This is a genomic window from Chryseobacterium metallicongregator (assembly GCF_031324065.1).
GTDB lineage: Bacteria > Bacteroidota > Bacteroidia > Flavobacteriales > Weeksellaceae > Chryseobacterium > Chryseobacterium metallicongregator.
Window position 1 is genome coordinate 694,186 of record NZ_JAVIXS010000020.1, and the last position, 23,278, is coordinate 717,463.

General features: G+C 36.1%; 23 protein-coding genes. 4 read left to right on the forward strand and 19 right to left on the reverse strand.

The features are described 5' to 3' along the window. Positions 1–408 precede the first annotated feature (408 nt). A complete protein-coding gene (locus REB14_RS21060) occupies positions 409–1,152 on the forward strand; it encodes a dienelactone hydrolase family protein (RefSeq protein WP_079241246.1) in 744 nt (247 codons plus the stop codon). 63 nt (positions 1,153–1,215) lie between these two features. Here REB14_RS21060 and REB14_RS21065 read toward each other — a convergent pair whose 3' ends face one another. The 10 genes from REB14_RS21065 to REB14_RS21110 form a co-directional block, all read right to left on the reverse strand. Next, positions 1,216–1,596 carry a PEGA domain-containing protein gene (locus REB14_RS21065; RefSeq protein WP_079241245.1) on the reverse strand — a complete coding sequence of 127 codons (381 nt, stop codon included), beginning with the start codon at positions 1,594–1,596 and terminating at the stop codon, positions 1,216–1,218. A 249-nt stretch (positions 1,597–1,845) separates the two neighbouring features. Then, positions 1,846–2,217 carry a cupin domain-containing protein gene (locus tag REB14_RS21070; protein ID WP_079241244.1) on the reverse strand — a complete coding sequence of 124 codons (372 nt, stop codon included), beginning with the start codon at positions 2,215–2,217 and terminating at the stop codon, positions 1,846–1,848. Continuing rightward, on the reverse strand, positions 2,214–2,741 hold the full coding sequence (locus REB14_RS21075; RefSeq protein ID WP_309523213.1) for a GNAT family N-acetyltransferase: 528 nt from the start codon (positions 2,739–2,741) through the stop codon (positions 2,214–2,216). Before REB14_RS21075 ends, REB14_RS21070 begins: the two co-directional genes overlap by 4 nt. Positions 2,742–2,744: 3 nt before the next feature. Beyond that, positions 2,745–3,347, reverse strand: a complete 603-nt coding sequence (locus REB14_RS21080) for a DUF2911 domain-containing protein (RefSeq protein ID WP_309523214.1) — start codon at positions 3,345–3,347, stop codon at positions 2,745–2,747. Positions 3,348–3,475: 128 nt separating this feature from the next. Further along, a complete protein-coding gene (locus REB14_RS21085; RefSeq protein WP_079241241.1) occupies positions 3,476–4,081 on the reverse strand; it encodes a CDP-alcohol phosphatidyltransferase family protein in 606 nt (201 codons plus the stop codon). Between the two features lie 61 nt (positions 4,082–4,142). Beyond that, positions 4,143–5,189, reverse strand: a complete 1,047-nt coding sequence (locus REB14_RS21090) for a bifunctional transcriptional activator/DNA repair enzyme AdaA (protein WP_309523215.1) — start codon at positions 5,187–5,189, stop codon at positions 4,143–4,145. After that, entirely contained in the window at positions 5,186–5,953 is a 768-nt protein-coding gene (locus REB14_RS21095) for an isocitrate lyase/PEP mutase family protein (RefSeq protein ID WP_079241239.1), read from the reverse strand. Before REB14_RS21095 ends, REB14_RS21090 begins: the two co-directional genes overlap by 4 nt. A 96-nt stretch (positions 5,954–6,049) precedes the next feature. Further along, entirely contained in the window at positions 6,050–6,562 is a 513-nt protein-coding gene (locus REB14_RS21100; RefSeq protein ID WP_079243891.1) for a methylated-DNA--[protein]-cysteine S-methyltransferase, read from the reverse strand. Positions 6,563–6,601: 39 nt separating this feature from the next. Then, positions 6,602–7,147 carry a DinB family protein gene (locus REB14_RS21105; RefSeq protein WP_309523216.1) on the reverse strand — a complete coding sequence of 182 codons (546 nt, stop codon included), beginning with the start codon at positions 7,145–7,147 and terminating at the stop codon, positions 6,602–6,604. A 53-nt stretch (positions 7,148–7,200) separates the two neighbouring features. Beyond that, positions 7,201–7,719: a Crp/Fnr family transcriptional regulator gene (locus REB14_RS21110; protein ID WP_079241237.1), complete on the reverse strand. Its 519-nt coding sequence runs from the start codon at positions 7,717–7,719 to the stop codon at positions 7,201–7,203. 69 nt (positions 7,720–7,788) lie between these two features. Here REB14_RS21110 and REB14_RS21115 point away from each other — a divergent pair, with 69 nt between their 5' ends. Together REB14_RS21115 and REB14_RS21120 are read left to right on the forward strand one after the other, a co-directional pair. Then, positions 7,789–8,643: a hypothetical protein gene (locus REB14_RS21115; protein ID WP_309523217.1), complete on the forward strand. Its 855-nt coding sequence runs from the start codon at positions 7,789–7,791 to the stop codon at positions 8,641–8,643. A 30-nt stretch (positions 8,644–8,673) separates the two neighbouring features. Then, a complete protein-coding gene (locus REB14_RS21120) occupies positions 8,674–9,690 on the forward strand; it encodes a hypothetical protein (RefSeq protein WP_079241235.1) in 1,017 nt (338 codons plus the stop codon). A gap of 360 nt (positions 9,691–10,050) precedes the next feature. Here the strand turns inward: REB14_RS21120 and REB14_RS21125 are convergent, their stop codons facing one another. The 3 genes from REB14_RS21125 to REB14_RS21135 all read right to left on the reverse strand — a co-directional run bounded on the left by REB14_RS21125 (position 10,051) and on the right by REB14_RS21135 (position 14,728). Then, entirely contained in the window at positions 10,051–11,103 is a 1,053-nt protein-coding gene (locus REB14_RS21125; RefSeq protein ID WP_309523218.1) for an alpha/beta hydrolase, read from the reverse strand. After that, positions 11,087–12,361 (reverse strand): PepSY-associated TM helix domain-containing protein, encoded by a 1,275-nt coding sequence (locus REB14_RS21130; protein WP_309523219.1) that lies wholly within the window; start codon positions 12,359–12,361, stop codon positions 11,087–11,089. Before REB14_RS21130 ends, REB14_RS21125 begins: the two co-directional genes overlap by 17 nt. 216 nt (positions 12,362–12,577) lie before the next feature. After that, on the reverse strand, positions 12,578–14,728 hold the full coding sequence (locus REB14_RS21135; RefSeq protein ID WP_079241232.1) for a TonB-dependent siderophore receptor: 2,151 nt from the start codon (positions 14,726–14,728) through the stop codon (positions 12,578–12,580). Between the two features lie 199 nt (positions 14,729–14,927). On the opposite strand from REB14_RS21135, the gene REB14_RS21140 reads away from it, so the two are divergent. After that, positions 14,928–15,329 carry a nuclear transport factor 2 family protein gene (locus REB14_RS21140; protein WP_079241231.1) on the forward strand — a complete coding sequence of 134 codons (402 nt, stop codon included), beginning with the start codon at positions 14,928–14,930 and terminating at the stop codon, positions 15,327–15,329. Positions 15,330–15,473: 144 nt separating this feature from the next. On the opposite strand, the gene REB14_RS21145 is transcribed toward REB14_RS21140, so the two are convergent. The 6 genes from REB14_RS21145 to REB14_RS21170 all read right to left on the reverse strand — a co-directional run bounded on the left by REB14_RS21145 (position 15,474) and on the right by REB14_RS21170 (position 23,063). Then, complete coding sequence (locus REB14_RS21145) at positions 15,474–15,974, reverse strand: hypothetical protein (protein WP_309523220.1); 501 nt, start codon at positions 15,972–15,974, stop codon at positions 15,474–15,476. Between the two features lie 203 nt (positions 15,975–16,177). After that, positions 16,178–17,014, reverse strand: a complete 837-nt coding sequence (locus tag REB14_RS21150) for a hypothetical protein (RefSeq protein WP_309523221.1) — start codon at positions 17,012–17,014, stop codon at positions 16,178–16,180. A 14-nt stretch (positions 17,015–17,028) separates the two neighbouring features. Then, on the reverse strand, positions 17,029–17,466 hold the full coding sequence (locus REB14_RS21155) for a hypothetical protein (protein WP_079241228.1): 438 nt from the start codon (positions 17,464–17,466) through the stop codon (positions 17,029–17,031). A gap of 118 nt (positions 17,467–17,584) precedes the next feature. After that, the gene (gene carB / locus REB14_RS21160) at positions 17,585–20,767 is read right to left on the reverse strand and encodes a carbamoyl-phosphate synthase large subunit (RefSeq protein ID WP_309523222.1); all 3,183 of its coding nucleotides are present in this window, start codon (positions 20,765–20,767) and stop codon (positions 17,585–17,587) included. 160 nt (positions 20,768–20,927) lie between these two features. Further along, positions 20,928–22,001 carry a carbamoyl phosphate synthase small subunit gene (locus tag REB14_RS21165; protein ID WP_309523223.1) on the reverse strand — a complete coding sequence of 358 codons (1,074 nt, stop codon included), beginning with the start codon at positions 21,999–22,001 and terminating at the stop codon, positions 20,928–20,930. A 171-nt stretch (positions 22,002–22,172) separates the two neighbouring features. After that, positions 22,173–23,063 carry an aspartate carbamoyltransferase catalytic subunit gene (locus REB14_RS21170; protein ID WP_309523224.1) on the reverse strand — a complete coding sequence of 297 codons (891 nt, stop codon included), beginning with the start codon at positions 23,061–23,063 and terminating at the stop codon, positions 22,173–22,175. Positions 23,064–23,278: the final 215 nt, after the last annotated feature.

Sequence of the window (23,278 nt, forward strand, 5' to 3'; positions counted from 1 at the left end):
TCCCGGATATAATTTTCTGATCATCAGATTTTGGAATAAAAACGTCCTTGAATATGCCCGTACAAAATATGGTATGGATATCTATTTGTCAACATCTATCATCCCTGAAAGTATTAATGCATATCGCAAAATAATCGGTAATAAAAATTTCGATTATCTTATAAAATACTATGATCCGGAATCCTACAAAATAAAAATAAAAGGCAAACAGGCAAGCACCACCGAATTCCCAATTAACATCTTATTAGATTTTATTACTCCTTATAAAATTAAAGCAAGCTATAATCAAAACAGTGTAATATATGAATATAAAAATAAGAAGTGGGAACTTCAGAGAAACAATACTCCGCAATAAGTTATTTTCATTAATTTAGTTGAGGATTTCAAAAAATTACAAAATAAAATAATATGATACGTTCCATCTTATTAACCACAATGATTATGGCTTCAGGAACCCTTTTCAGTCAGAAACTTAAAACGGTTTCCTATCAGGACGGCGCACAGAAACTGAATGGCTTAATTACCTCCAATACAGGAAAGAAACTTCCGGGAGTTCTTATTCTCCCAGCCTGGAAAGGGATTGATGAAGAAGCTAAAACAGCCGCTCTTGAACTAGAAAAGCAAGGCTATATTGCTTTTATTGCTGATATCTACGGTGAAGGAAAAATTCCGACTGACAATGAATCTGCTGCTAAAACTTCCGGATATTACAAACAGAATTATCAGGAATACCAGAAAAGAATTTCACTGGCTTTGGAACAACTGAAGAAAAACGGAGCCATTTCTGATAAAGTAGCAGTTATCGGGTACTGTTTCGGAGGTACAGGAGCTTTGGAATCCGCAAGAGGACATCTTCCTGTTGCAGGTGTGGTTTCCATCCACGGAAGTCTGGGCAGAGATCAGAGCAGAAAAAATGAGACTTTGACGGCTAAAATCCTGGTTGAAAATCCGGCTGATGATAAAAGTGTAACTCCTGAGGATTATAATAACCTCATCAAAGAAATGAATGAAGGAAATGCCGACTGGCAGATCATCACATATGCTCATTCTAAGCATACATTCACAGATCCGAAATCACCGGATTACAATGCAACAATGGCCAAAAGAGCATGGAATCATACGCTGCTCTTCCTTAAAGAAATTTTAAAATAAATATAAAAAGGCAAATTCATGAACTGATGAATTTGCCTTTTTACTTTTATATTGTTAGCTTAATTACGGTTTAGCCTGAAGCTCAACATCATATTTTTTTGGAGAATACTTGGTAAGAGAACCTGTTGCAGCATCAATTCCTACTCCTATTGCTCCTCCCAGAATAATATTTAGTAAAGTCACGGCATTAAAAGTTTTTGTCAACTTTATTTCTTGCTTCTCAAATCCTTCTTTTTCAAATGTGACCATCTGCTTCCCTAAAGCTCTTGGGATTTTTGTGGTACAAGGTGTTGTACACTTTTCTATTCCTTTGTGAAATACTTTTGCTCCTTCAGGGCTTGAAGAAAAAGCGATTGAATCCTGAGTTCCTGTAAAAATGGTTGCACATGAAGTAGTAGAAAGTGCAATCCCCAGCATGAATACAATTGATAATTTGTTTTTCATAGATTTTAATTAGTTCATTTTTTTAAGTCCGCGAACTTACAAAATAAATTAAAATTATCAAGCATGAAAAAGAAAAAACTATGGCGAAACCTAGTATTGACAGGCATTCTTAATAAAAATATATTGAAAATTAACATCAAAGAAATCAGCAATCCATGATTATTTTTTCATGATGGAGTAATTACACAAAAAAAAGCAAACCCACCTTTCCGCAGATTTGCTTTTTTTGTATATTTTTTTAATTATTTATTAGTCTACACCTTCCTCTTCCCTATGTACCAATTCCATAGAAAATGCAGGAAGACAGATTGCAAGATATTCGCAAGGTTCTGAAAACGGATTGCTGTAACGGATTCTTGCTCCTTTTTCAATAAGAATACTCTGTCCTTTTTCAAGAACAACAATTTCTCCGTCTATTTCAAATTGTTTTTTCCCTGAAATAATGTAGGTAAACTCATCAAATTCAGGAGTCTGGTGAGGTTCGCTCCAATCCGGAGGAGCCACCATGTGAGCAATAGAAACAGTAGAATTTCCCGTAGAGTTTCCCCAGTGTTCTTCGATCAGTTTCCCATCTGTTGTGGGAACTACAAATGGAGACTGCTGGATTTTATATTTTTTCATGTCCAATCTTCTTTTTTAATTTCATACACAAAATTGGTTCTTGTAGGCTCTGCAAAATAAGCTACTTCTTCTTCAGCAATTTTTTGTCCCCCAAGTCTTTCCAAAGCTGTCTGCGAACGGAAATTCTCTTTTCCAATGTGGAAATGAACTTTGTCTACAAACTGGAAAATATAATCCAACATCAGCTTTTTAACCTGCGGATTGATGCCTTTCCCCCATGATTTTGTACCGTAGAAAGTATATCCGATGAAAATATGATTGTCTTCTTCATCAAAATTATAATAACGGCTGCTTCCTAATACATCTCCGGTGGCTTTCTCCATAATTTTGAAAGCTCCTTTACTCTCCATAGCTCCTGTGAAAAAGTTTTCAAAAACTTCTCTCTTGTAACGATCTTTGTTGGGATGTTGTTCCCAGACTTTCGGATCAGAAGCTACGTCATATAAAGATTCAAAATCCCCTTTCTGTAAGGGGATTAATTGAAATTCTTCATTCTCTAAAACAGGCTGAACAGAAAAATTCATTATTTAGCTCTTTTTAGTAGAATCTGATTCTATTTTCTTGATTTCTTTCAGTTTGTCAGAAATCTTGATGACAGTGTCTAGTTTTGATGGCTTCAATGGAACTTCTGCCTGAGCCATATCCCATTTGATGACAAGGTTTCCTGTATTTTCATCAGTAGGATTTAAAGTGATTTCAAACCACTCCTGTTTGTCGGTCAACTTGTTAACAGGTACCGTAACGTCTACTACATCCTGTTTAGGATCGTAAGTATAAGCTCCCCATTGCTGGAAATCTTTATTAAGGATAACTTTCCATTCTTTTTCTGTAGGAACGATGAATAATCCGTATGTTCCTGCAGGTACTGTTTTCCCGCCGAAGTTAACGGATTGTCCGAAAGTAATTTTCGTAGAAGAGTTCGCTCCCGCTCTCCAAACCTGACCATAAGGAACCAATTCTCCAAAAATCTTACGTCCTTTCACTCCTGGTCTTCCATAATCGATAGAGATTTTGGACATAGAAAACTGCTGCTCAACCTTCTGACGCGGACTTGCTGCCGGTACAGAATAATCCTGAGCAAAACTGAATGCTGAAACTGAAATGCAAACTGCTATTATTAACTTTTTCACGTGTAAATTTTTGCTTAAAATTACAAAAATCAAAACGAAATAGCTTTCCCAAACTTCGTTAAATTTTGTTTTACCGATATTTTTCTATGAAGGTATTTTTTAATCAAATCCTTATAAAAAATAAATGATTAACTATTGAATAATTTACTTTTCCTAATCGTTTTCCCTTTTCTCAGTTGTATGGAATGAAAAATGGAAGGAACATCATTGGTCCAGGTTTTCAGTATAAGAAGAATAGCTATAATCTCTGCTCTGGTAAGTAAACCAACCCAAAAACAAAGGTTAAATAAAACAATGGATTGGCATTGTAAAATAACCTGAATCAGTGTTCCAAAAAGTAATAAAGTCCAGATCTTGGCGCCAATAGAGTGTGTAGCAACCTCCTTTCGGAATTTTAAAAAGCTTACCAGATAAATAAGGGCTTCAGATCCTGCAAGAATGATTATTTTGGAAGCGTTTGTTTTGAAAAACTCAGGACATTGTATATACGCTGCAACTCCTACCGAGATAAAGAAAATCTGATCAACAGTAGAATCCAGACGTCTGAGTTTCTGAGTTGAAATCTGAAGATGCCTTGCTATAATTCCATCAAAAATATCAGTTAATAACCCGATTGATAACAGAATAACAATAATAATCTGATAGTTTTCGATTTTAATTACACTTAAAAAAATGATGATAAACCCAATAATCAGTCTGGAAAAAATTAAAATATCCGGAATTTTCGATTTCATAAAAAGAGGGAAAAACTTATTGTAAATAGCGAAAGATAAGGATAAAATTCTTTTTATATTTCTAAAACAAAATAGCCTTTTCCAGTTCCAGTAATTTTTGCTTTCTCCAGATTCCTCCTCCATAGCCTGTTAATTGTCCGTTGCTGCCAATTACACGATGACAAGGAATTATAATGGATATCTTATTCAGACCATTAGCATTGGCTACAGCTCTTACGGATTTAGGGTTTCCCAGAATATCTGCCTGTTCCTGATAGCTTCTTGTTGCACCGTAAGGAATTTCCTGAAGAATATTCCAGACTTCTTTCTGGAAAGCTGTTCCTACAGGGGAAAGAGGAACTGTAAATATGGCTCTTTTTCCTTCGAAATACTCTTTCAATTCTTCTTCCAGAGTAACAAAATGAGGATTATCTCCCTGAATAATATTTGCTTTAAAATAGTTCGCAATACTCTTCAATTCTGTGGGAAGCGCTTTTCTGTCGGAAAATTCAAGAAGGCAGATTCCATGTTCATCGGCACAGGCTATCATGGTTCCCAGCATCGTTTCTACTCTCTTCAGATCAATGATTTTTTCCATGGTATTATTCTTAGGTGATACGCCAAAAATATTTTTAAAACTCTCATTAAAACCGCTCAGACTTTCATATCCTGTGTCAAATGCTACTTCTGTAACTGATTCTCCATTTTGAAGCTTTTTAAAGGCAGTATTGAGTTTTGACATTCTCTGGAAAGCATGAAACGTAATTCCATGGTGTTTCAGAAACCATCTGCGTACTGTTGCGGGTTCCAATCCTCTTTTTACAAGATCGTAATCTTTAAGCTTTAATATAGGATCATCGGCAATTTCTTTCAGTAACTTTTTGATATATGAAGGTGTAGCATTAAGATTTTCCAAAGGCCGGCACACTTTACAAGGACGATACCCTTTGAGCATCGCATCTTTGGTATTGGAAAAAAATTCTACATTTTCAAATTTCGGTTTCCTTGCGGTACAGGTCGGTCTGCAGAATATTCCTGTGGTTTTTACGCCCATCCAGAATATCCCTTCAAATGAAACATCTTTGGTATAAGATGCCTCATACATGATTTTTTCTGTAAGTTCCATCATTCAATAAAAAGAGGTGAAAAACTTCTTGTATTTGTAATTTTCTGACTTGCTTTTTCAAGCTCACTGTAGATGTGTCTGTACATAAAAGCACCTGAAGTAACTCTTTTTACACCTAATGTTTTAAGCATATCAAAATCCGGTAAATCAGGCAGCGCCATAACATTCACAGGAAGAAAGGTTGCTTCTGTAATCGTTCTGATGTCATTTTCAGCTGTCATCCCCGGAACGAAAACACCATCAGCATCAAGTTCTTCAAACAGTTTAATTCTCTCTAAAGTTTCTTCCAATGCATTTTCAATATTCAGTAAAAAAGGGTCTGTCCGTACATTGATAAATATTTTACCTCTGTTTTCTCCTAATTTGATAAAAACATCTTTTAATCTTTCATAGAAGACATCTCTTTTTAGCAGTTTTCGTATTCCGTGAATAACGTTTGTATCTTCAATATTAATTCCCGATACTCCAATTTCTATAAGTTTCATGATATTCGAAACTACCGTATCATTTTCAAGACCATATCCGGATTCCAGATCTACCGACAGAGGGATTGAAACGGAGGTTCTGATCCTCTTAATGATATAAAAATATTCTTCAAAGGTCATCTGTTCTCCATCTTCATATCCTAAACTCAATGCGACTGCCGAACTTGAGGTTGCTAACGCTTTACACCCCTGCTTTTCGTATGCCTTTGCGCTTTCTACATTCCATACATTACCCAATATTAATGGATATTCATCATGATGTAACTGTTTAAAACTGATCATATTTTTTTTATTCAAAAGTAGAAAGATTACTGCCTGCTCTACAACCGAAAAATGAACACCTATTTTTTATAATTCTCTGAATCCGAACTTCGGTTTTTAAAATAGAATTGCCTTTTCAAGCTCAAGCAGTTTTTGTTTTCTCCAGATACCACCTGCATATCCAACCAACTCACCGTTTGAACCAATCACACGATGGCAGGGAATTAAAATAGCAATTTTATTGATTCCGTTGGCTGTTCCTACGGCACGTATCGCCTTGGGATTTCCTAATATTTCTGACTGCTGTTTATAAGTTCTGATTTCTCCCATCGGAATTTCACGGAGAAGTTGCCACACTTTTTCCTGAAACTCAGTTCCGGTAGTAAACAATGGAACTTCAAAATGGTTTCTTTGTCCGCCAAAATATTCTTTCAGTTCTTTTTCAAGCTGAACAAAATGAGGATGTTCTTTTTCTACAATTTCTGCATTCAGAACCTTTGATAAAGCCTTCAGTTGTTTTTCAATATTTTTCCGGTCTGTAAATTCCAGCAGACAAATCCCCTGATCTACGGTACAGGCAATCATTTCTCCCAATGGGGTTGATATGTTTTTTTGGTGTATAATTTCCATTAGTTTAAAATTAAGCTTTTTGGAAATCATAATTTGTTTTTAATCCGTTAAAATTCTTTTTATCTGTTCAACATGTCTTGCATTATGATAAATAACAAAACGAAAGGTATCTCCAAGCTTTAGTTTGATTAGTTTTGAAATGCTTATACTTGTTTTTGTCTTTTCTAAGTCAATATATTGTGCTTCTTCCAATAACTCAAGTAATTTTCCTTGATAGTTAATGAACGTATCCACTACACTTTTATCCAGATTGCTGTGGATAGGATTCATTGCTTTAAGTGTTTTCATTGTATTTAGATTCTGTTTGGGAAGCATGCTTTTAGCAAAATAATTTCCAAGAATTCCGGGTTTAAAATAAGATTGTGGAGACTTATTGGCAGAAGAAATAATACGGCTAATTTCAGGAATATAAAAATCTCCATAGCGGATAAGATGTTCCAGACATTCCAATGTACTCCAGCTTTCTGTTGAAGTTCTGAAATTCAGATCATGTTCCGTCTTTAAAGACAACATTTCAGCAAACTGTAAATGTTCTTCAGTTCTATTTCTTAATTCGTTCAGTAATTCTGCGGTTGAAATTTTCATTACGTTTTTTATGCAAATATGCTGATCTGAATGTTCTTAAATCTTGACTGAACTCAAGATTTTTTAAGTCTTGACAAAGTTTCCGGCGACATTCTAAGATAATTGGCGATGTATTTATTGGGAACTTCCTGAAACAGTTTCGGACTTCGTTTTAAAACTCTTTCAAAGCGTTCACCGGGAGCATTGATCAGCAAGTCTTTTTCTCTTTCAAGCTGCTGCAATACGAGATCTTCCAGAACATTCATCCAGAATTTCATATGTTCTTCATCCGATTGCACAAACGTATAGAAATCCTTTTTCGAGGCCATTCCTACCGTTGTTTTTTTAATTGCCTGAATATAAAGATCAGAAGGCTTTCCCGATAAAAAGGAATCCAGGCTTACAATAATATTTCCGGTATATCCAAAACGAATAATTCTTTCTTCATGTTCATCCATCATAAAGATCCGAACGCTTCCGTTTTCAATAAAATAAATATAGGTGTCTACACTGCCTGAAATCTTCAGGAATTCGTTTCGTCTGAATTCTTTCTTTTCCCAATGGATTCCACTCTGAAGCAATTTTTCAACCATTTCATTTTATTATTTGCTTTTCCAAAGATAATAGGTAATTTTAAAGTTTTAAAACACTAATCACTTATAATGCTCAAAAAAACAGTACTTTTCATACTGCTTTCGGCTGGATTTTACGGTATGAAAGCACAGCAGACCATTCCTTTCCGGATCACCAAACACAATAATATTATTGTCAAAACTCTTGTCAACCAAAAGGATTCGCTGGATCTGATGTTTCAGATAGCGATGAAAGATTATTCAATTTCTCCTGATGGCAAACAGAAAGCAAATCATATTATTTTCAACAAAGAAGAACTCAGCGACCACAATACGGTACAAATCGGGGAAATTGTCCAGAAAGAGGTTCGTTTTTTTGACAATCAGTTAACAGGGCATGAAGCAGACGGAAAAATCGGGACCGGAATTTTTGAAGGGAAAGCATTTAAAATTGATTATGACAACAACCAGTTTGTAATCTATGACAAAATGCCGGATCTGAAAGGTTACCAGCCTATTAATATTATCCTGGATCATGATGGATTTTATCTGGCAGCAGACAATATCCTTGATGGTGATCAGCAGCAGGAAGCCTATTTTGTTTTACAATCCGGATTTTCCGGAGCGCTTCTGTACAGCAATGAGTTTGCAGAAGAAAAGAATCTGGAGAAAAAGCTTAAAGTAACGGGAGAAAAAACATTAAAAAATTCTGAAGGTAAAACTTTAACTACCAAACAATCTGTTCTACCATATTTCAAGTTGGGAAATAGTGTTTTTAAAGATGTTTCCGTAGGATTTTTCTCCGGTGAACTGAAAACACAAAATGTAAGTTATCTCGGGGCTGACATGCTTCGCAGGTTTATATGGATCTTTGATGCTGAAAGGAAAATAGCTTACATCAAACCCAGCAAATATTTTTCAGAACCTTATTACAAAATGAATTAAAATATTAATAACTCTTTACTATTAAGAAAGATGATGAAGATCAAAACTGTCGCAGCACTTATCTGTTTTCAACTGGTTATGGTGAGCTGTCAAAAAGATGAAAAGAAAACAGTTACCACAGAAACAAAAATCACGAATGATACTATAAAAACAGCAAAAACTGAAGAGAAAATAGATTATACCAACTTTAATATTTTCAGCCTGTCTGTTATTTCATCAGCTGAAAAAGATTCTGATATGGATATTTTCATTTCTGTTTCAGATATCTATAAAGGAGAGCAACCGATACCTGCCGAAATTGTTAAAAATCATAAACAGATGTCTTTCGAAGAACTCCAGCATTTTGAACTGGATGCACCCAGCAGAAAAAAATTGCTCAACGGAATTCAGCTCACTGAAAATGATTCCCTGTACATCTATGAGTATGGCTCTAACCAACTTCAAAGAATGCCAGTCAGCAAGCTAAAGGCTGTGGCTTATTTAAGTCCTTATTCTGATGATCAGGATTTAGATCCGGATTCTTATATGATGGGATTCCAGGTAGCCACTCATCAAAAAACAACAGAATACGACCGTTATAATAATGCCGTCGCTTATTTTGGAAATAAAAACCCTTTCGTAGACAATAAAATGAAAGCGGTGAAATGGCAAAAAGGCAGCGCTGATGTTTCAAAAAAATATTTTTCTCACTCAAAACTGGCTCTGGGAAAAACTTATCAGTCACAATATGAAAATCTGACCTATTATCTGCAGGATTATCTTGAAGAAGGAAATATTGTTGAGCGTAAACTTGCAGTCATCAATGATCGCAAAGAAAAAATTGCGGAGAAGACATTCAGTCTTGCAGGAAGTGATGGCGGAGAATTCATGCCTCTTTATGGAATAGATGCTGATGAAGCCAATGTTTCCCAATGGACAGGCCATCTTTTCAAAGGAAAACCTCCTGTTATTTTTGGGTTTATGGCTCAGTCTTTTGGCTGTCCTTCCATTAGTTTTTTAGATCAAAAGGAGAAGGATTTCCCGATTAATTGCGATAACAGACATTAATAGGATAAACATGCTAAATGGTAAAAAAGCTTCTAAAAGAATCGGTTTAGACTTCTACCGAATGTCAAATTCTTTGGATAAATAAAACGTTTAGTTTGTCCATTCCGTAGGAATCTAGATCTTGTATTTAGATGGTAAGAGTATAGATTCCTACGGAATGACAAACTGTGCGGATAGATTTTTGGAATTAGGATTCATTTCAATCACCAAAAGAAGATTCAAGAGGAATGGGCTTTAGCCCGTTTTTATTTTTTAGAAATATTCCATTGGCTTTAGCCAAAAACTATTATAAGAATTCTTATCCATGTATAAAAAAAGCAAATCGTTCATCAACGGATTTGCTTTTTTATTTTGAGTGTCTTATTTCTTAGAATAATATTTGTCTTTCACATTCATAAAATAAGTTTCTGAGTCTTTAAAACCATTACTTTTCATAAATTTGATGACTACATTCAGGTAAGTTTCTGAAGGGATAAATTCTGCTCCCATTTTTTCGGAAAACTTTTTATAATCTTCTTCAAGCATTTTGGGATTTTTGGCCAACTGTTTTATATCGGTTCTGAAACCTTTAAATATAAATTTCAAAGCTTCATAATTTCCAGGATAGGAAACGGTTCCGTGGGTCTCACCTTCGAAGAAACGATGTTTATAGTTTAAAGATCCGTTCTTTTCTATGATTCCTTTAAATTCTTCAATGGCCTGAGTCATATCAGAATTCCAGTTTTTCTGCTGTTCTTCATTATCTGCCTGAGAAACATACAAAGATTTTTTCGCAGGAAATGTCTTATTTTTTTCCAGATATTCTTTTGTTTTTACAATCATTACTTTATTATCCCACCATAGGCTAGGATCATTGGCAACATAAGCATTAAAATAATCCGGATGCAAAAGGAAGGTATTAATAGCAAATAATCCTCCGAAAGAGTGTCCTACCAACACAGAATAATCCTGAGTTCTGTAGGTTTTACTAATGAATGATTTCAGTTCTTCCTGTATAAATTTTACAAATTTTTCACTTCCTCCACTGTCTGCAAAAAGAATAATGTTGGGGTTTACAGGACTTTTCTTCTGAGCTTTAGTGGGTGTAAGGTCTCTTGTTCGTTCTGTATTTTTAATGCCTACCACAATACATTCCGGAATATCAGCATAGGGTGTTCTGGCAATGAAATCCGTTAATCCTGTATAATATTCAAAATTGATTTCTCCGTCTAAAAGATAGATGACCGGATATTTTGCAGGATTGATGGTATTGTCGTTATAAGTTTTGGGCAGATGAACCCAGATTTCTCTGTTTTCATTTAGAACTTTTGAAAATACATTTTGCTTCTCTCCAATGGTCAGTTTTTCCTGAGCCTTTCCTGCTATGAAGAATAAAAATAAGGGAAGGTATATAATTTTAAACCAGTTGTTCATGGTGTGAATCTTTTCTGTGTTGATGAATATTTTTAATTTCTTTATTCTTTTTGGGTGATTTATTCCTTCTTCCCCACCAGATCAGAAATCCGGTAATAGGGAGGCTGGTACAAATAATCCCGATAATGAATGTGAATATTTTACCGAACATTCCGCCCCAATAGCCTACATGCAGGTCAAAATTCATATGCTCAATGACTTCATGCATCTGAACTTCTTTGGGATAATCTATCTCATTCCCGGTATATTTATTCGTTTCTATACTTTTGCCATTGACAAGGCTTTTTAAACCAATAAACTGAGCTATGCCCACGTGATAAACTGTTGCTGAATCATTTCTGGGAATACTCATCCTGAATTGCTTTGCTTCAGGAAACTCTTTAAATTTTTTCTCTACAAAATCAGTATATGATAATGCTTTTTTCTCAGGATCAAATTTAGGTTCATACTTTTCTGCAATACTATGGGCATCTACAGTTCCTCCGAAAGCCTGCTGGGTAAGATTTGTTAAAACCTCATAGGCCATAATCAACCCTGTAATGGTAATAAACACTGCCGGCAGCAATGAATAAAACCCAAAAACATTATGAAAGTCGTAGTTTTTCCTGCGCCATTTTGTTCCGGATTTGATTTTAAAAGCTGTTGTTCTTGTTGTTTTGTTCCATTTTTTTGGCCACCAGAGAATCAGTCCACCGATAAGCTGAACAAAAAATATGATGGAAGCAACACCGACTACTGTTTTCCCGAATTTCCCCGCCAGTAACTGTGCATGAATATGGGCTACAACATAGAAAAACTCATAGCTTTTTGTGAAACCCATTACTTTTCCGGTGTAAGGATTAAGATAATGGTAGGCAAATACACCTCTTGGACCGCGCCCCTTTTTCTTTGACTTTTCTGCTTTGTCCACACTTTTATCTTTAGGTGGTTTCGTTGCCGATGCTACCCTGAAACTTCTGTCTGCTTCTTTATACGTATCAAAATAGAATGCTTTTCGATCCGGAACCTGCTGATGGAACTGAGCCAGCAATGCTTCAGGCGTCATTTTTTTAGCATGAGCCGGAGCCTGAACATATTTGGCACTTCCTCCACACCAATCAATGATTTCGTCACAAAAGACAAATACAGTTCCCGAAAGAGTAACAGTAAGCACAATGATTCCGGAAACCAGCCCGAGCCATAGATGCAGCCAGCCTGTGATTCTTTTGGTAAGGGATTTCCCTTGCTTTTTTTTAGGATTCGTTTTTTTATTTTCCATATCTGTTTTCATCCATTCAAAAATGTAAGTGTAGAAAATGCAAAGGCGCAATTGTATTTATAATGGCGTGTTTGTAAAGTGAAAAGAGTTATTCCTGCTGCCGTTTACTTTAGCATATTTTAAGGCATCAGAAATAGATATATTATAAATCAAAGCTTTGCACCTTTGCGGTTTTCATCCTTATATTTTCGTTGAAATTATTTTTGTTTTCAGGTATTAAAATTTGAATGCAAAATTGGCAAGGATTTCTCTTGGCTTCTGTGGCTGTCCGTAGAAGTTCCAATAGTTTTCATTCAGCGCATTATTCATTTTCAGACCGATTCTGTATTTTTTCTTGTCATAGAAAATGGTAGCACCTACAGTAGTATAAGACGGAGCAAGGAAATGATTGGTAATATTGATATAAGTTTGATCTACAAAATTAAATCCAGCTCCGAAACCAAGTCCTTCATAAGCACCATCCATAATTTTGTAGCTCGTCCATAGATTCGCTACATGTTTTGGTGTCCATGCGATTCTTTTTCCGCTATCTTTGCTTCGGTCATCATATTTGTTATCGTTATAACCATATCCGGCCACGATATTCCATCCTTTGAAAGGGTTGGCAATAATTCCAATTTCCAATCCCTGACTTTTGATATTACCATCCTGAATGCTTCCTATTCCACCCGGATCTGCAACCAGTCTGTTTTTAACATTAATATTATAATAACTCACGGTCGTCAGTAATTTTTTATGAAAAAGATCTACTTTAAACCCTGTTTCAACCTGATTTCCCTGCTCAGGATCCCATTTTGTCAAAACACCAACTTCATTTAATGATGGAGCATAGTTTTTAAATCCGTTCACATAATTGGCAAAGAATGAAATCTGGTCTTTTACGATTTCATATACCAATCCGAACTTTGGTGAAAACTGAGTCTGGCTGTACCCTGTCACTTTATTTTCAGGATATCCGTTTTTTGTAGAGATTTCCACACCGTTTACCACTGTATCATCATTTTTATAGCTATCTACTCTTAAACTGGCCATTACCAGCAAGTTATCTGTGATATTTAAAACATTGGAGATATAACCACTGATCGTTCTGAAAGTTGTAATATCAGATTCTGTAGATTTTCTCTCCTTGTTCATGAATTTGTTTCTTGAGATAGGATCCCACGCTGAAGAGCTGTCCAAGGTTACTTTGTCATAAGGCATGAAAACATTGCTGTATCCATTGGCTTCATAATAAGGGAACTGATATTTTGTTCTTTGCTGGAAGTAATCTATTCCCACTACCAGTCGGTTTCTTAAGCCGCCTATTTTAAAATCTCCTGTAAAATTCTGTTGAATATTGTCTGTGGTTACTTTAAAGCTGTCGAAAGGACGGATCATTCTTTCTACCTGATTATTATTCAAATATCTAAGCACTAAAAAGATTGATTCATTTTCATTGGCTTCTCCTCTTTGGTAAGAGGTTCTTGATGTCCATTGATCGTTGAATTTATGAGTAACCTCCGCCATCGTTACAAAATTGGTTCTTTTGGAACCGATATCATTACTTGTAAATGCTCTTTTATAGGCAACTTCCAGGTCTTTCATGGAATGTAAAGTCAGTTTTTCTGAGTTTCTTACATAGGCATTCAATGTTTTATCCGGAGCATGGAACTCGGTGTCTAACGTTACAGTGGTTTTATCACTTACTTTATACAAAACACTTCCTGAGAAAAATAATCCTTTGTTGTAGCCTGCATCCTGGAAAGAATCCTGAGAGTAAGCTGCTACGTTGAATCTTGCTAATGCTGTTTTTTCTTTGTTCAAAGGGGTGTTTACATCCGCTGTGATTCGGTTCATTCCCCAGCTTCCGGTGGTATAATTGATAATTCCTCCAAAGTTTTCCTGCGGTTTTTTAGTAACGATATTCACCACTCCGCCATAGTTGGCTAAGGTTCCTCCGAATAAAGTTCCGGATGGCCCTTTTATTACTTCTATCCTCTCGATATTAGCGATCTCGGACTGAACTCTTGGGTTTTGAACCAATCCGTTTCTGAAACTGGCATTTGAGCTGAAACCTCTCATGAAAATATCATTTCCGCTGTCGTTTACACTGTTGCTTACCACTACTCCAGGGGCAGAAGCCATCGCTGTATTGAAGTCCATTGCTCCCATTTCACTAATGATTTCTTTGGGAACGAGGTTGTAAACGGTAGGATTTTCAAGATTTTCAAGAGGAAGTCTTGCTATAGATTCAGATTTTTTTGTTCTGTAATTGTGAGTTCCCTGAAGGGATACAGACTGGATTTCAGCCACTTTGATGGTATCCGTTTCCTGGGCACTCAGCATTGTTACGGCTAATAGAGCTGCAGAAATAATAGTTTTTTTCATGTTTATAATTAAGTTAGTTTTGCAAAATTATCTTATTTTTATTAATTCTAAATAAAAACATGATACAAATCATAAAACTTGCTTAATGAAATAACCGATCAATAAAGGATTTTATGAAAATAAACAACAATTAGAATGTAAATTTTTCATATCTTCATAACTCTATACAAAGTCAATTATTGATTATAATTTTCAAGAAATGAGCAGCAACATCCAAGAAACCATTCAACAATTTTTACAGTTCATGTCGGAAAGAAATCTGATAGCATTAACCAACCTTTTTTCTGATACCGTGGATTGGTATATACCTGGGGATGAGCAAAAAGTGGCCTGGCTGGGAGTAAGAAATAATAAACAGGAAGTCGCCGAATTTTTTGAACTGCTATGGAAAAATACAGAACCTGTTTCTGCAAAAATTGATCATATTTTTACCGATGATGAAAATGCCGTGATTACAGGAGAATTTGTAACGAAAATGCTTGAAACAAGCAAAATTGTAGAGTCTTTATTCTGTATACAGATGTGCATTCAAAATAATAAAATTATACGCTACAGACTATTGGAAGATAGTCTGGCGGTTTCAAAGGCTTTGGATAAGTAGTTAAGAACTCTCTGTTTTGATAACAAATAGACTATTAATGAGATTCTTCCTTCGTCAGAATGACAAAAGTCGAATTCTTCGACTTTTGAGGCACTCTATTTGATAAAATTAGGAGTTATTTCTGTTGAAGTGTAAGATGAACTTTTATATCACAGCAGAAGCCATCATAGACATATAGTAATTGGCACAGTGTAGAGCATTAATTAAAACGATTTCTTTTTCCGGAAATGTCTCAAAGGCATCAGAGGTGGTAATCTGGTATTCGTAATTCATGGAAGTCCATTTCAGATGTGGCTTTATGATCATCAGTTCTACACCTTCCTGATCTGTAAGGACAAATGATTCTTTAAAAATCCCTCTGTGTTTAAAAAGATAACCATTCTTTATGCCGTCAAAATAAGTCTGTACCACAATTTCACCATTCCAGTTCATTCTGAATTTCAGAAGTACTCTTTCATGGTCTTTCAGTTCAATGGTGGTTCCCCAAAAACCTTTTGGCTCTACCTGATAGCTCTGACCCTCTGCAATTTCAATGGCAGCATTAAATTTAAACCAGCTTGTATAAGTAAGTTTCCCAATTAATGTCTCTTCTTTTGTGACTTCAAAAGATAAAGAATTGCTTGATTTTGCGTAATATTCTGCCATGGTTATATCTTGATTTGGTGAAGTTTTTATTAGTTTTTAAATAGCAATAACAGCTTGAATTTTAACGCTCTAATTTATAAATAATTCTTCAAACATAATCTACTTTTAAGATGATAGAATAAAAACTATTGTGAATTAATTCTGAGAATCTTTTTTATAATGAAAGTTTGCTTCAAATATGTAACTGTACAACCTCCAGCTTATTATTTGCTTCCGAACCAATACTCCCACTTTTCATTATCAATCCCGAATTTTCCCTGCCACCATCTCGCAGGGTAACCAACATCATCATTTCTTATAGGTCTGTGCTCTCTTTCAGGATAGGTAATGTAATGATCTGCATATCCAAAATGCTCATCATCATGTAAAATTCCAATGATTCCTAAAATTTCCAATACTCCTAACCGTTCTTCATCATTTGATTTGAAAGTTTTAGAAATTTTCTTTTTGAGTTGAGAAATTCTGTCGTTTGGATCTGTTGTCTCCATGATTTTTTTCAGTTCATTGAGTATGCTGTAATCATTTTCATTGGGTTTGACAGCCGGAAGCTTTGGAAATTGTTCTACATCAAATAAAACCTGAATTAAATTATCAAAACAGGCTCCATCTTTATACTTGAAATAATTGATCGTATTGAATTCGATAGGATCTTCAAATTCATAAGCATGAATGCCACACACCGCACAGATACCTTCATTAGGTTGTGGGCTTGGTGTAAAGCTATGCTCAGTCAGACTTTGGGCAATACAGTAGCTGGACAAGAATGAACGGTATTCCAACTGCCTTGTACTCAGGCTGTAAATAAAGGCATCAACAACGTCCTGCTTTGTAATATTAGCAACAGCTTTTTTAATTCTACGGCAAATTTCATCATGGCTTATTTCTTCCTGATCATACATTACCGACTGCTTCTTTGCATACTCAAAATCATCTTCGGTGATGTATTGCATATAGGTTTCCCAATAAAACCAGTCGCTTAGACTCTCATCCTGAGAACTTTTTATGGTTTTCAATAAAATTTTTATGGCTTTTTTATCCATTATAACTTTTTTCTTTATTCAATTTTAAAAATATAATCATCTTTAACGTTCTCAGATTTTTTGGCTATTTCGTCTATACTATATTTTTGTCCGTCAATTTCAACATCAACAATATACCATTTCCACATAAAATTATGTGTTTTTTCAATCCGTACTGTTGAATGGGGGTTGATTTCCAGCATAACACCAGAGCTGTCCATCTTTTTTTCAAGAGATTTTAGATTTTTAGTTTTTCTGAAAAATTTTGGCTGTACAATATCATTCTCATAATTGAAACTAAATGCACCATAAGAACCTTCAGATAATTCTTTTACCATTCTTTTTTTATAATTAATTTTTACTGTTTTTTTTGTTTCTGTTAAATTTTGAATATAAAAATCTGTTGGTATCGAACATCCCCAAAATACAAGCACAAAAACAACACTTAAAACTCCTTTAATAATTGCATTCATATAATTTTATCTTACTTGGTTTTTGCAAAAATAAACAGATTCCTCTCTGTTTAGATTAAATGATAAAAAAATTCCGCAAGAAAACTTGCGGAACTTAAGTATTTATTTCTGTTCGAAATTACATCGTCTCCATTTTGAAACTCATGCTTTCGATTACTTTTAAGATCGCTTCTACCGTATCCATTGAAGTTAAACAAGGAACTCCGTTTTCAACGCTCATTCTTCTGATCTGGAATCCGTCTCTTTCAGCTTGTTTACCTTTTGTAGTAGTGTTCACAACATACTGAACTTTTCCTTTCTGGATAAGGTCGATAAGGTTTACATCTTCTTCTCCGATTTTGTATCCTATTTTGCAAGGAATTCCTTTTTCTTCGAAGAATTTCGCAGTACCTTCCGTAGCCCAGATTCTGAATCCTACTTCATGGAATCTTGCTGCAAGAGCTGCTGCTTCGTCTTTATGCTTATCTGCTACTGTGAACAGGATAGATCCGTGCATAGGAACTTTTCTTCCTGCGGCAACCAATCCTTTGTACAATGCTTTTTCAAGGGTTGTATCTTTCCCCATAACTTCTCCTGTAGACTTCATTTCAGGGCCTAAAGAGATGTCAACTTTCGTTAGTTTAGAGAAAGAGAATACCGGAACTTTTACAAATACTCCTTCTTTGTTTGGAACCAATCCGTTTTCGTATCCTAAGTCTTTCAGTTTTTGTCCTAAGATTGCCTTTGTTGCAAGGTTAGCCATAGGAACCTCTGTGATTTTAGATAAGAAAGGAACTGTTCTTGAAGAACGAGGATTTACTTCGATTACATAGACGTTTCCTTCGAAAAGAACGTACTGGATGTTCATTAATCCGATCACCTTCAGTCCTTTTGCCAGTCTTTTCGTATAGTCTACCAAAGTATCAATCTCACTTTGAGAAATATTTTGTGGTGGATATACTGCGATTGAGTCTCCGGAGTGAACTCCCGCTCTTTCGATGTGCTCCATAATCCCTGGAATCACTACAGTTTCTCCGTCACAGATGGCATCTACTTCAATTTCCTTTCCTACCATGTATTTGTCAACCAATACAGGGTGCTCAGGACTTGCATCTACCGCATGCTCCATGTAGTGAGCCAGTTCTGCTTCTGCGTATACAATTTCCATCGCTCTCCCTCCAAGAACGTAGCTTGGACGCACCAATACCGGATATCCGATTTCGTTAGCAATTTTTATCGCTTCTTCTTTCGAAGTTGAAGTTCTTCCTTTTGGCTGAGGAATTCCCAGTTCCTGAAGTGCTTTTTCAAATTTATCTCTGTTTTCAGCTCTGTCAAGATCTTCTAATGAAGTTCCTAAGATCTGTACTCCGTGAGAGGCTAATTTATCGGCAAGGTTAATTGCAGTCTGCCCTCCGAACTGTACCACTACTCCTTTAGGCTTTTCAAGCTCGATGATGTTCATTACATCTTCTTCTGTAAGCGGCTCGAAGTATAGTTTATCAGAGATAGAGAAGTCTGTAGAAACTGTTTCTGGGTTATTGTTGATGATAATCGCTTCATAACCCATTTCTTTGATTGCCCATACTGAGTGAACTGTTGCGTAATCAAACTCAACTCCCTGTCCGATTCTGATAGGTCCTGAACCTAGTACGATGATTTTTTCTTTGTCAGAAACAACACTTTCGTTTTCTTCTTCGTAAGTTCCGTAGAAATAAGGGGTTTCAGATTCAAATTCAGCAGCACAAGTGTCTACCATTTTGTACACCGGCATTACTCCGTTTTCTTTTCTGAAGTTGAAAACCTCGCGTTCTTTTACATCCCAAAGAACAGCAATATTGATATCTGCGAAACCTAATCTCTTCGCTTCAATTAATGTTTCTTTATCGAATTTGTTTTCAGCGATTACTTTTTCGAAGTCAACTAGTTTTTTCAGTTTCCAGATGAAGAACTTGTCGATTTTACTCCATTCTACAATCTGTTCCCAGTCGTATCCTCTTCTTAAAGCATCTCCGATAATGAACAATCTTTCATCATCACATACTCTGATTCTTCTCTCGATTTCCTCAGCAGTAAGCGCTTCCGCCTGCTTAGTTTTTAATCCTAAATGCTTGATTCCTGTTTCTAATGAACGGATCGCTTTCTGTAAAGATTCTTCCAGGTTTCTTCCGATCGCCATTACTTCTCCTGTTGCTTTCATCTGAGTAGAAAGTCTTCTGTCCGCCGTTTCGAATTTATCGAATGGGAATCTTGGGAATTTCGTTACCACATAGTCAAGAGCAGGTTCGAAACATGCGTATGTTTTTCCTGTTACCGGGTTCATGATTTCATCCAGCGTTAATCCTACAGCAATTTTTGCAGCAATTTTTGCAATCGGATATCCTGTTGCTTTACTTGCTAGCGCTGATGAACGGGAAACTCTAGGGTTTACCTCGATGATATAATACTCGAAAGAGTGTGGATCTAAAGCTAACTGTACGTTACATCCTCCTTCAATTCCTAACGCTCTGATGATTTTCAGGGAAGCATTTCTCAGTAACTGATACTCTCTGTCTGAAAGCGTCTGAGAAGGTGCTACTACGATAGAGTCCCCTGTGTGAACTCCTACCGGGTCTATATTTTCCATGTTACAAACCACAATAGCGTTGTCGTTTGCATCACGCATTACTTCGTATTCAATTTCTTTGAAACCTGCGATTGATTTTTCAATAAGACACTGGGTAACCGGACTGTGTTTTAGTCCCAATTCAGCAATCTCTTTCAATTCAGCTTCTGTAGAAGCAATACCTCCTCCGGTACCACCCATTGTAAAGGCAGGACGAACAATTACCGGGTAACCGATTTCGTTTGCGAAAGCAAGTGCTCCTTCTACCGTGTTTACGATATCAGATTCCGGAACCGGCTCATTCAATTCTCTCATCAACTCACGGAAAAGATCTCTGTCTTCAGCTCTGTTGATGGCAGAAAGCTTTGTTCCCAATACTTCCACTTTGCACTCTTCAAGAATTCCTGACTTCTCCAATTCTACCGCCATGTTCAGTCCTGTCTGACCTCCCAATGTTGGTAATAATGCATCCGGACGTTCTTTTCTGATGATGTGGCTTACAAACTGTAATGAAATCGGCTCGATATATACTTTATCAGCGATTTCCACATCCGTCATGATTGTTGCAGGGTTTGAATTGATCAAAATTACCTTGTAGCCTTCTTCTTTCAGAGACAGACAAGCCTGCGTTCCTGCGTAATCAAATTCAGCTGCCTGACCAATGATAATAGGTCCTGAACCGATTACTAAAATTGTTTTTATATCTGTACGTTTTGCCATTTTTCTTTTTTTAGATGCTAAAAATTTGAGCTTAGACTTTTAGCATTGTGCTTTATTTAAATTGAATTAACACACTTTGTCATTCCGTAGGAATCTAAACATACTTTATAGAGATTCTTCACTACGCTATTGCTTCGTTCAGAATGACAATTGTACCGTTTTACTTCTTAAAGTCCTCCATCATTTGAATGAACTCATCAAACAGGTAGTTTGCATCTTCAGGGCCAGGACTCGCTTCAGGGTGATACTGAACGGAGAAACAAGGGTGGATTTTGTGTTTCAATCCTTCGTTTGTTCTATCATTCAATGCGATGTGTGTTTCGATAAGGTCTGTTCCTTTTAAACTTTCCTGATCTACAGCATATCCATGGTTTTGAGATGTGATTGCTACGGTGTTCTTCTCCAGATCCAATACCGGGTGGTTTCCTCCTCTGTGTCCGAATTTCAGTTTGAAAGTTTTCGCCCCACAAGCAAGACCAATCAATTGGTGTCCTAAACAGATTCCGAAGATGGGAACTTTTCCTAATAACCCTCTGATCATATCTAAAGCGTGTGGTACATCTTCCGGATCACCAGGACCGTTTGACAACATAATTCCATCCGGATTCATTAGTAGAATTTCTTCTGCTGTAGTATCCTGAGAAACCACGATAATGTCACAGTTTCTTTGAGACAGTTCTCTGATAATTCCCAGTTTTGCACCGAAATCTACCAATACAACTTTGAAACCTCTGTTCGGGTTTGCGTAAGGTGTTTTTGTAGAAACCTCCTCAACCTGATTGGTTGGGAAAATTGTTGTTTTCAGCTCAGAAGCTACCGCAGCTTCATCAGCATCAGCGTTTACAATTTTTCCTTTTACGACTCCATGGTTACGAAGAACTCTTGTCAGTCTTCTGGTGTCGATTCCTGAAATTCCTGAAAGGTTTTTCTTTTTAAATAATTCATCTAAAGTAATCTGAGTACGGAAATTGGAAGGAAGATCGCAAAGTTCTTTTACGATAAGCCCTTTGATTGCCGGCTCAATACTTTCATAATCATCACGGTTAATACCATAATTTCCGATAAGCGGATAGGTCATACAAACTATCTGACCGCAGTATGATGGGTCAGAGATCAATTCCTGATACCCTGTCATTCCGGTATTGAAAACTACTTCCCCTGCAGTTTCCAATTCTGCTCCGAAACCTTCTCCATGAAACACTTCACCGGACTCCAGTATTAATTTTTTCTTCATTTTAAACTATTATCTCTTATTATTTATTTATATGTCATTAACAGGTCGCCCTTACAGGGCTTGGATTATATAAATCCTTTATTTCTATGGGCTTCCCCATTGCTATTAGCAGGTTGCACCTCTGAGGCTCTTTAACTTCTTACTTTTAACCTGGCTCTTTTACCTTTCTTCTTATTTAAAGGTATACCCTTTACTTTCCAACGCTTCTTTTAAAATGGCCATTCTGGCGAAAACACCGTTTTCCATTTGTTTAAAGACTCTTGATCTTTCACATTCTACAAGATCTGAATCTATCTCCACTCCTCTGTTAATCGGGGCCGGATGCATGACGATTGCTTCTTTTTTCATGGCCTGTTCTCTTTCTTTGGTAAGACCATATCTTTTATGGTATTCTGAAGCAGTGAAACTCATTGCTGCATCATGTCTCTCGTGTTGGATTCTTAGCAGCATTAAAACATCTACTTCAGCGATTAGTTCGTCCACTGACATATATGTTCCGTTGATCAAAGCTCCTTCGTCAAACCACTGTTCAGGTCCTGAGAAGTATACTTTTGCTCCCAATCTTCTTAATGCTTCTGCATTTGAATTGGCAACACGACTGTGTTTTACATCTCCTACAATTCCCACTTTCAGTCCTTCAAACTTTCCGAATTCCTGATAGATGGTCATCAAATCCAGCATACATTGTGAAGGGTGGTTTCCTGTACCGTCTCCTCCGTTGATCACCGGAATCTTAATATTTTTCAGTTCCTCGAAGTATCTGTCTTTCTTATCACGGATCACCACAAGGTTCACTCCTATACTTTCAATCGTCTTTACAGTGTCATAAAGACTCTCACCTTTGTTTACCGAACTGTGTGATGCATCAAAAGGAACTACCTGAAGTCCTAGTTTTCTTTCTGCAAGATCGAAGCTTGTTTTCGTTCTTGTACTGTCTTCGAAGAAAAGGTTTGAGCAAAAAACTTCTCCTTCAATTTTAGCAGTTTTACCGCTTGCAAAAGCCAGTGCTTCTGTCAGTATACTGTTGATTCTCTCGGTGCTTAGTTCTGTAATCGTAAACATAATTCTAATTTTTGGGCATAAAAAAAGCGAAGACAACTATCTTCGCTTAATAACAATAAATATCGTAAAGGGCGCTTTCGCCCGGTAAATCTAATGATATAAATGCTTTTTTATTCATTAGGTGCAAAGATACAACAATTTTATGAACCTACAAAAATTATGTTTAAAATAAATTAAAAACTTCAGTCTTTCCTTATTCTCATTTAAAATTAATA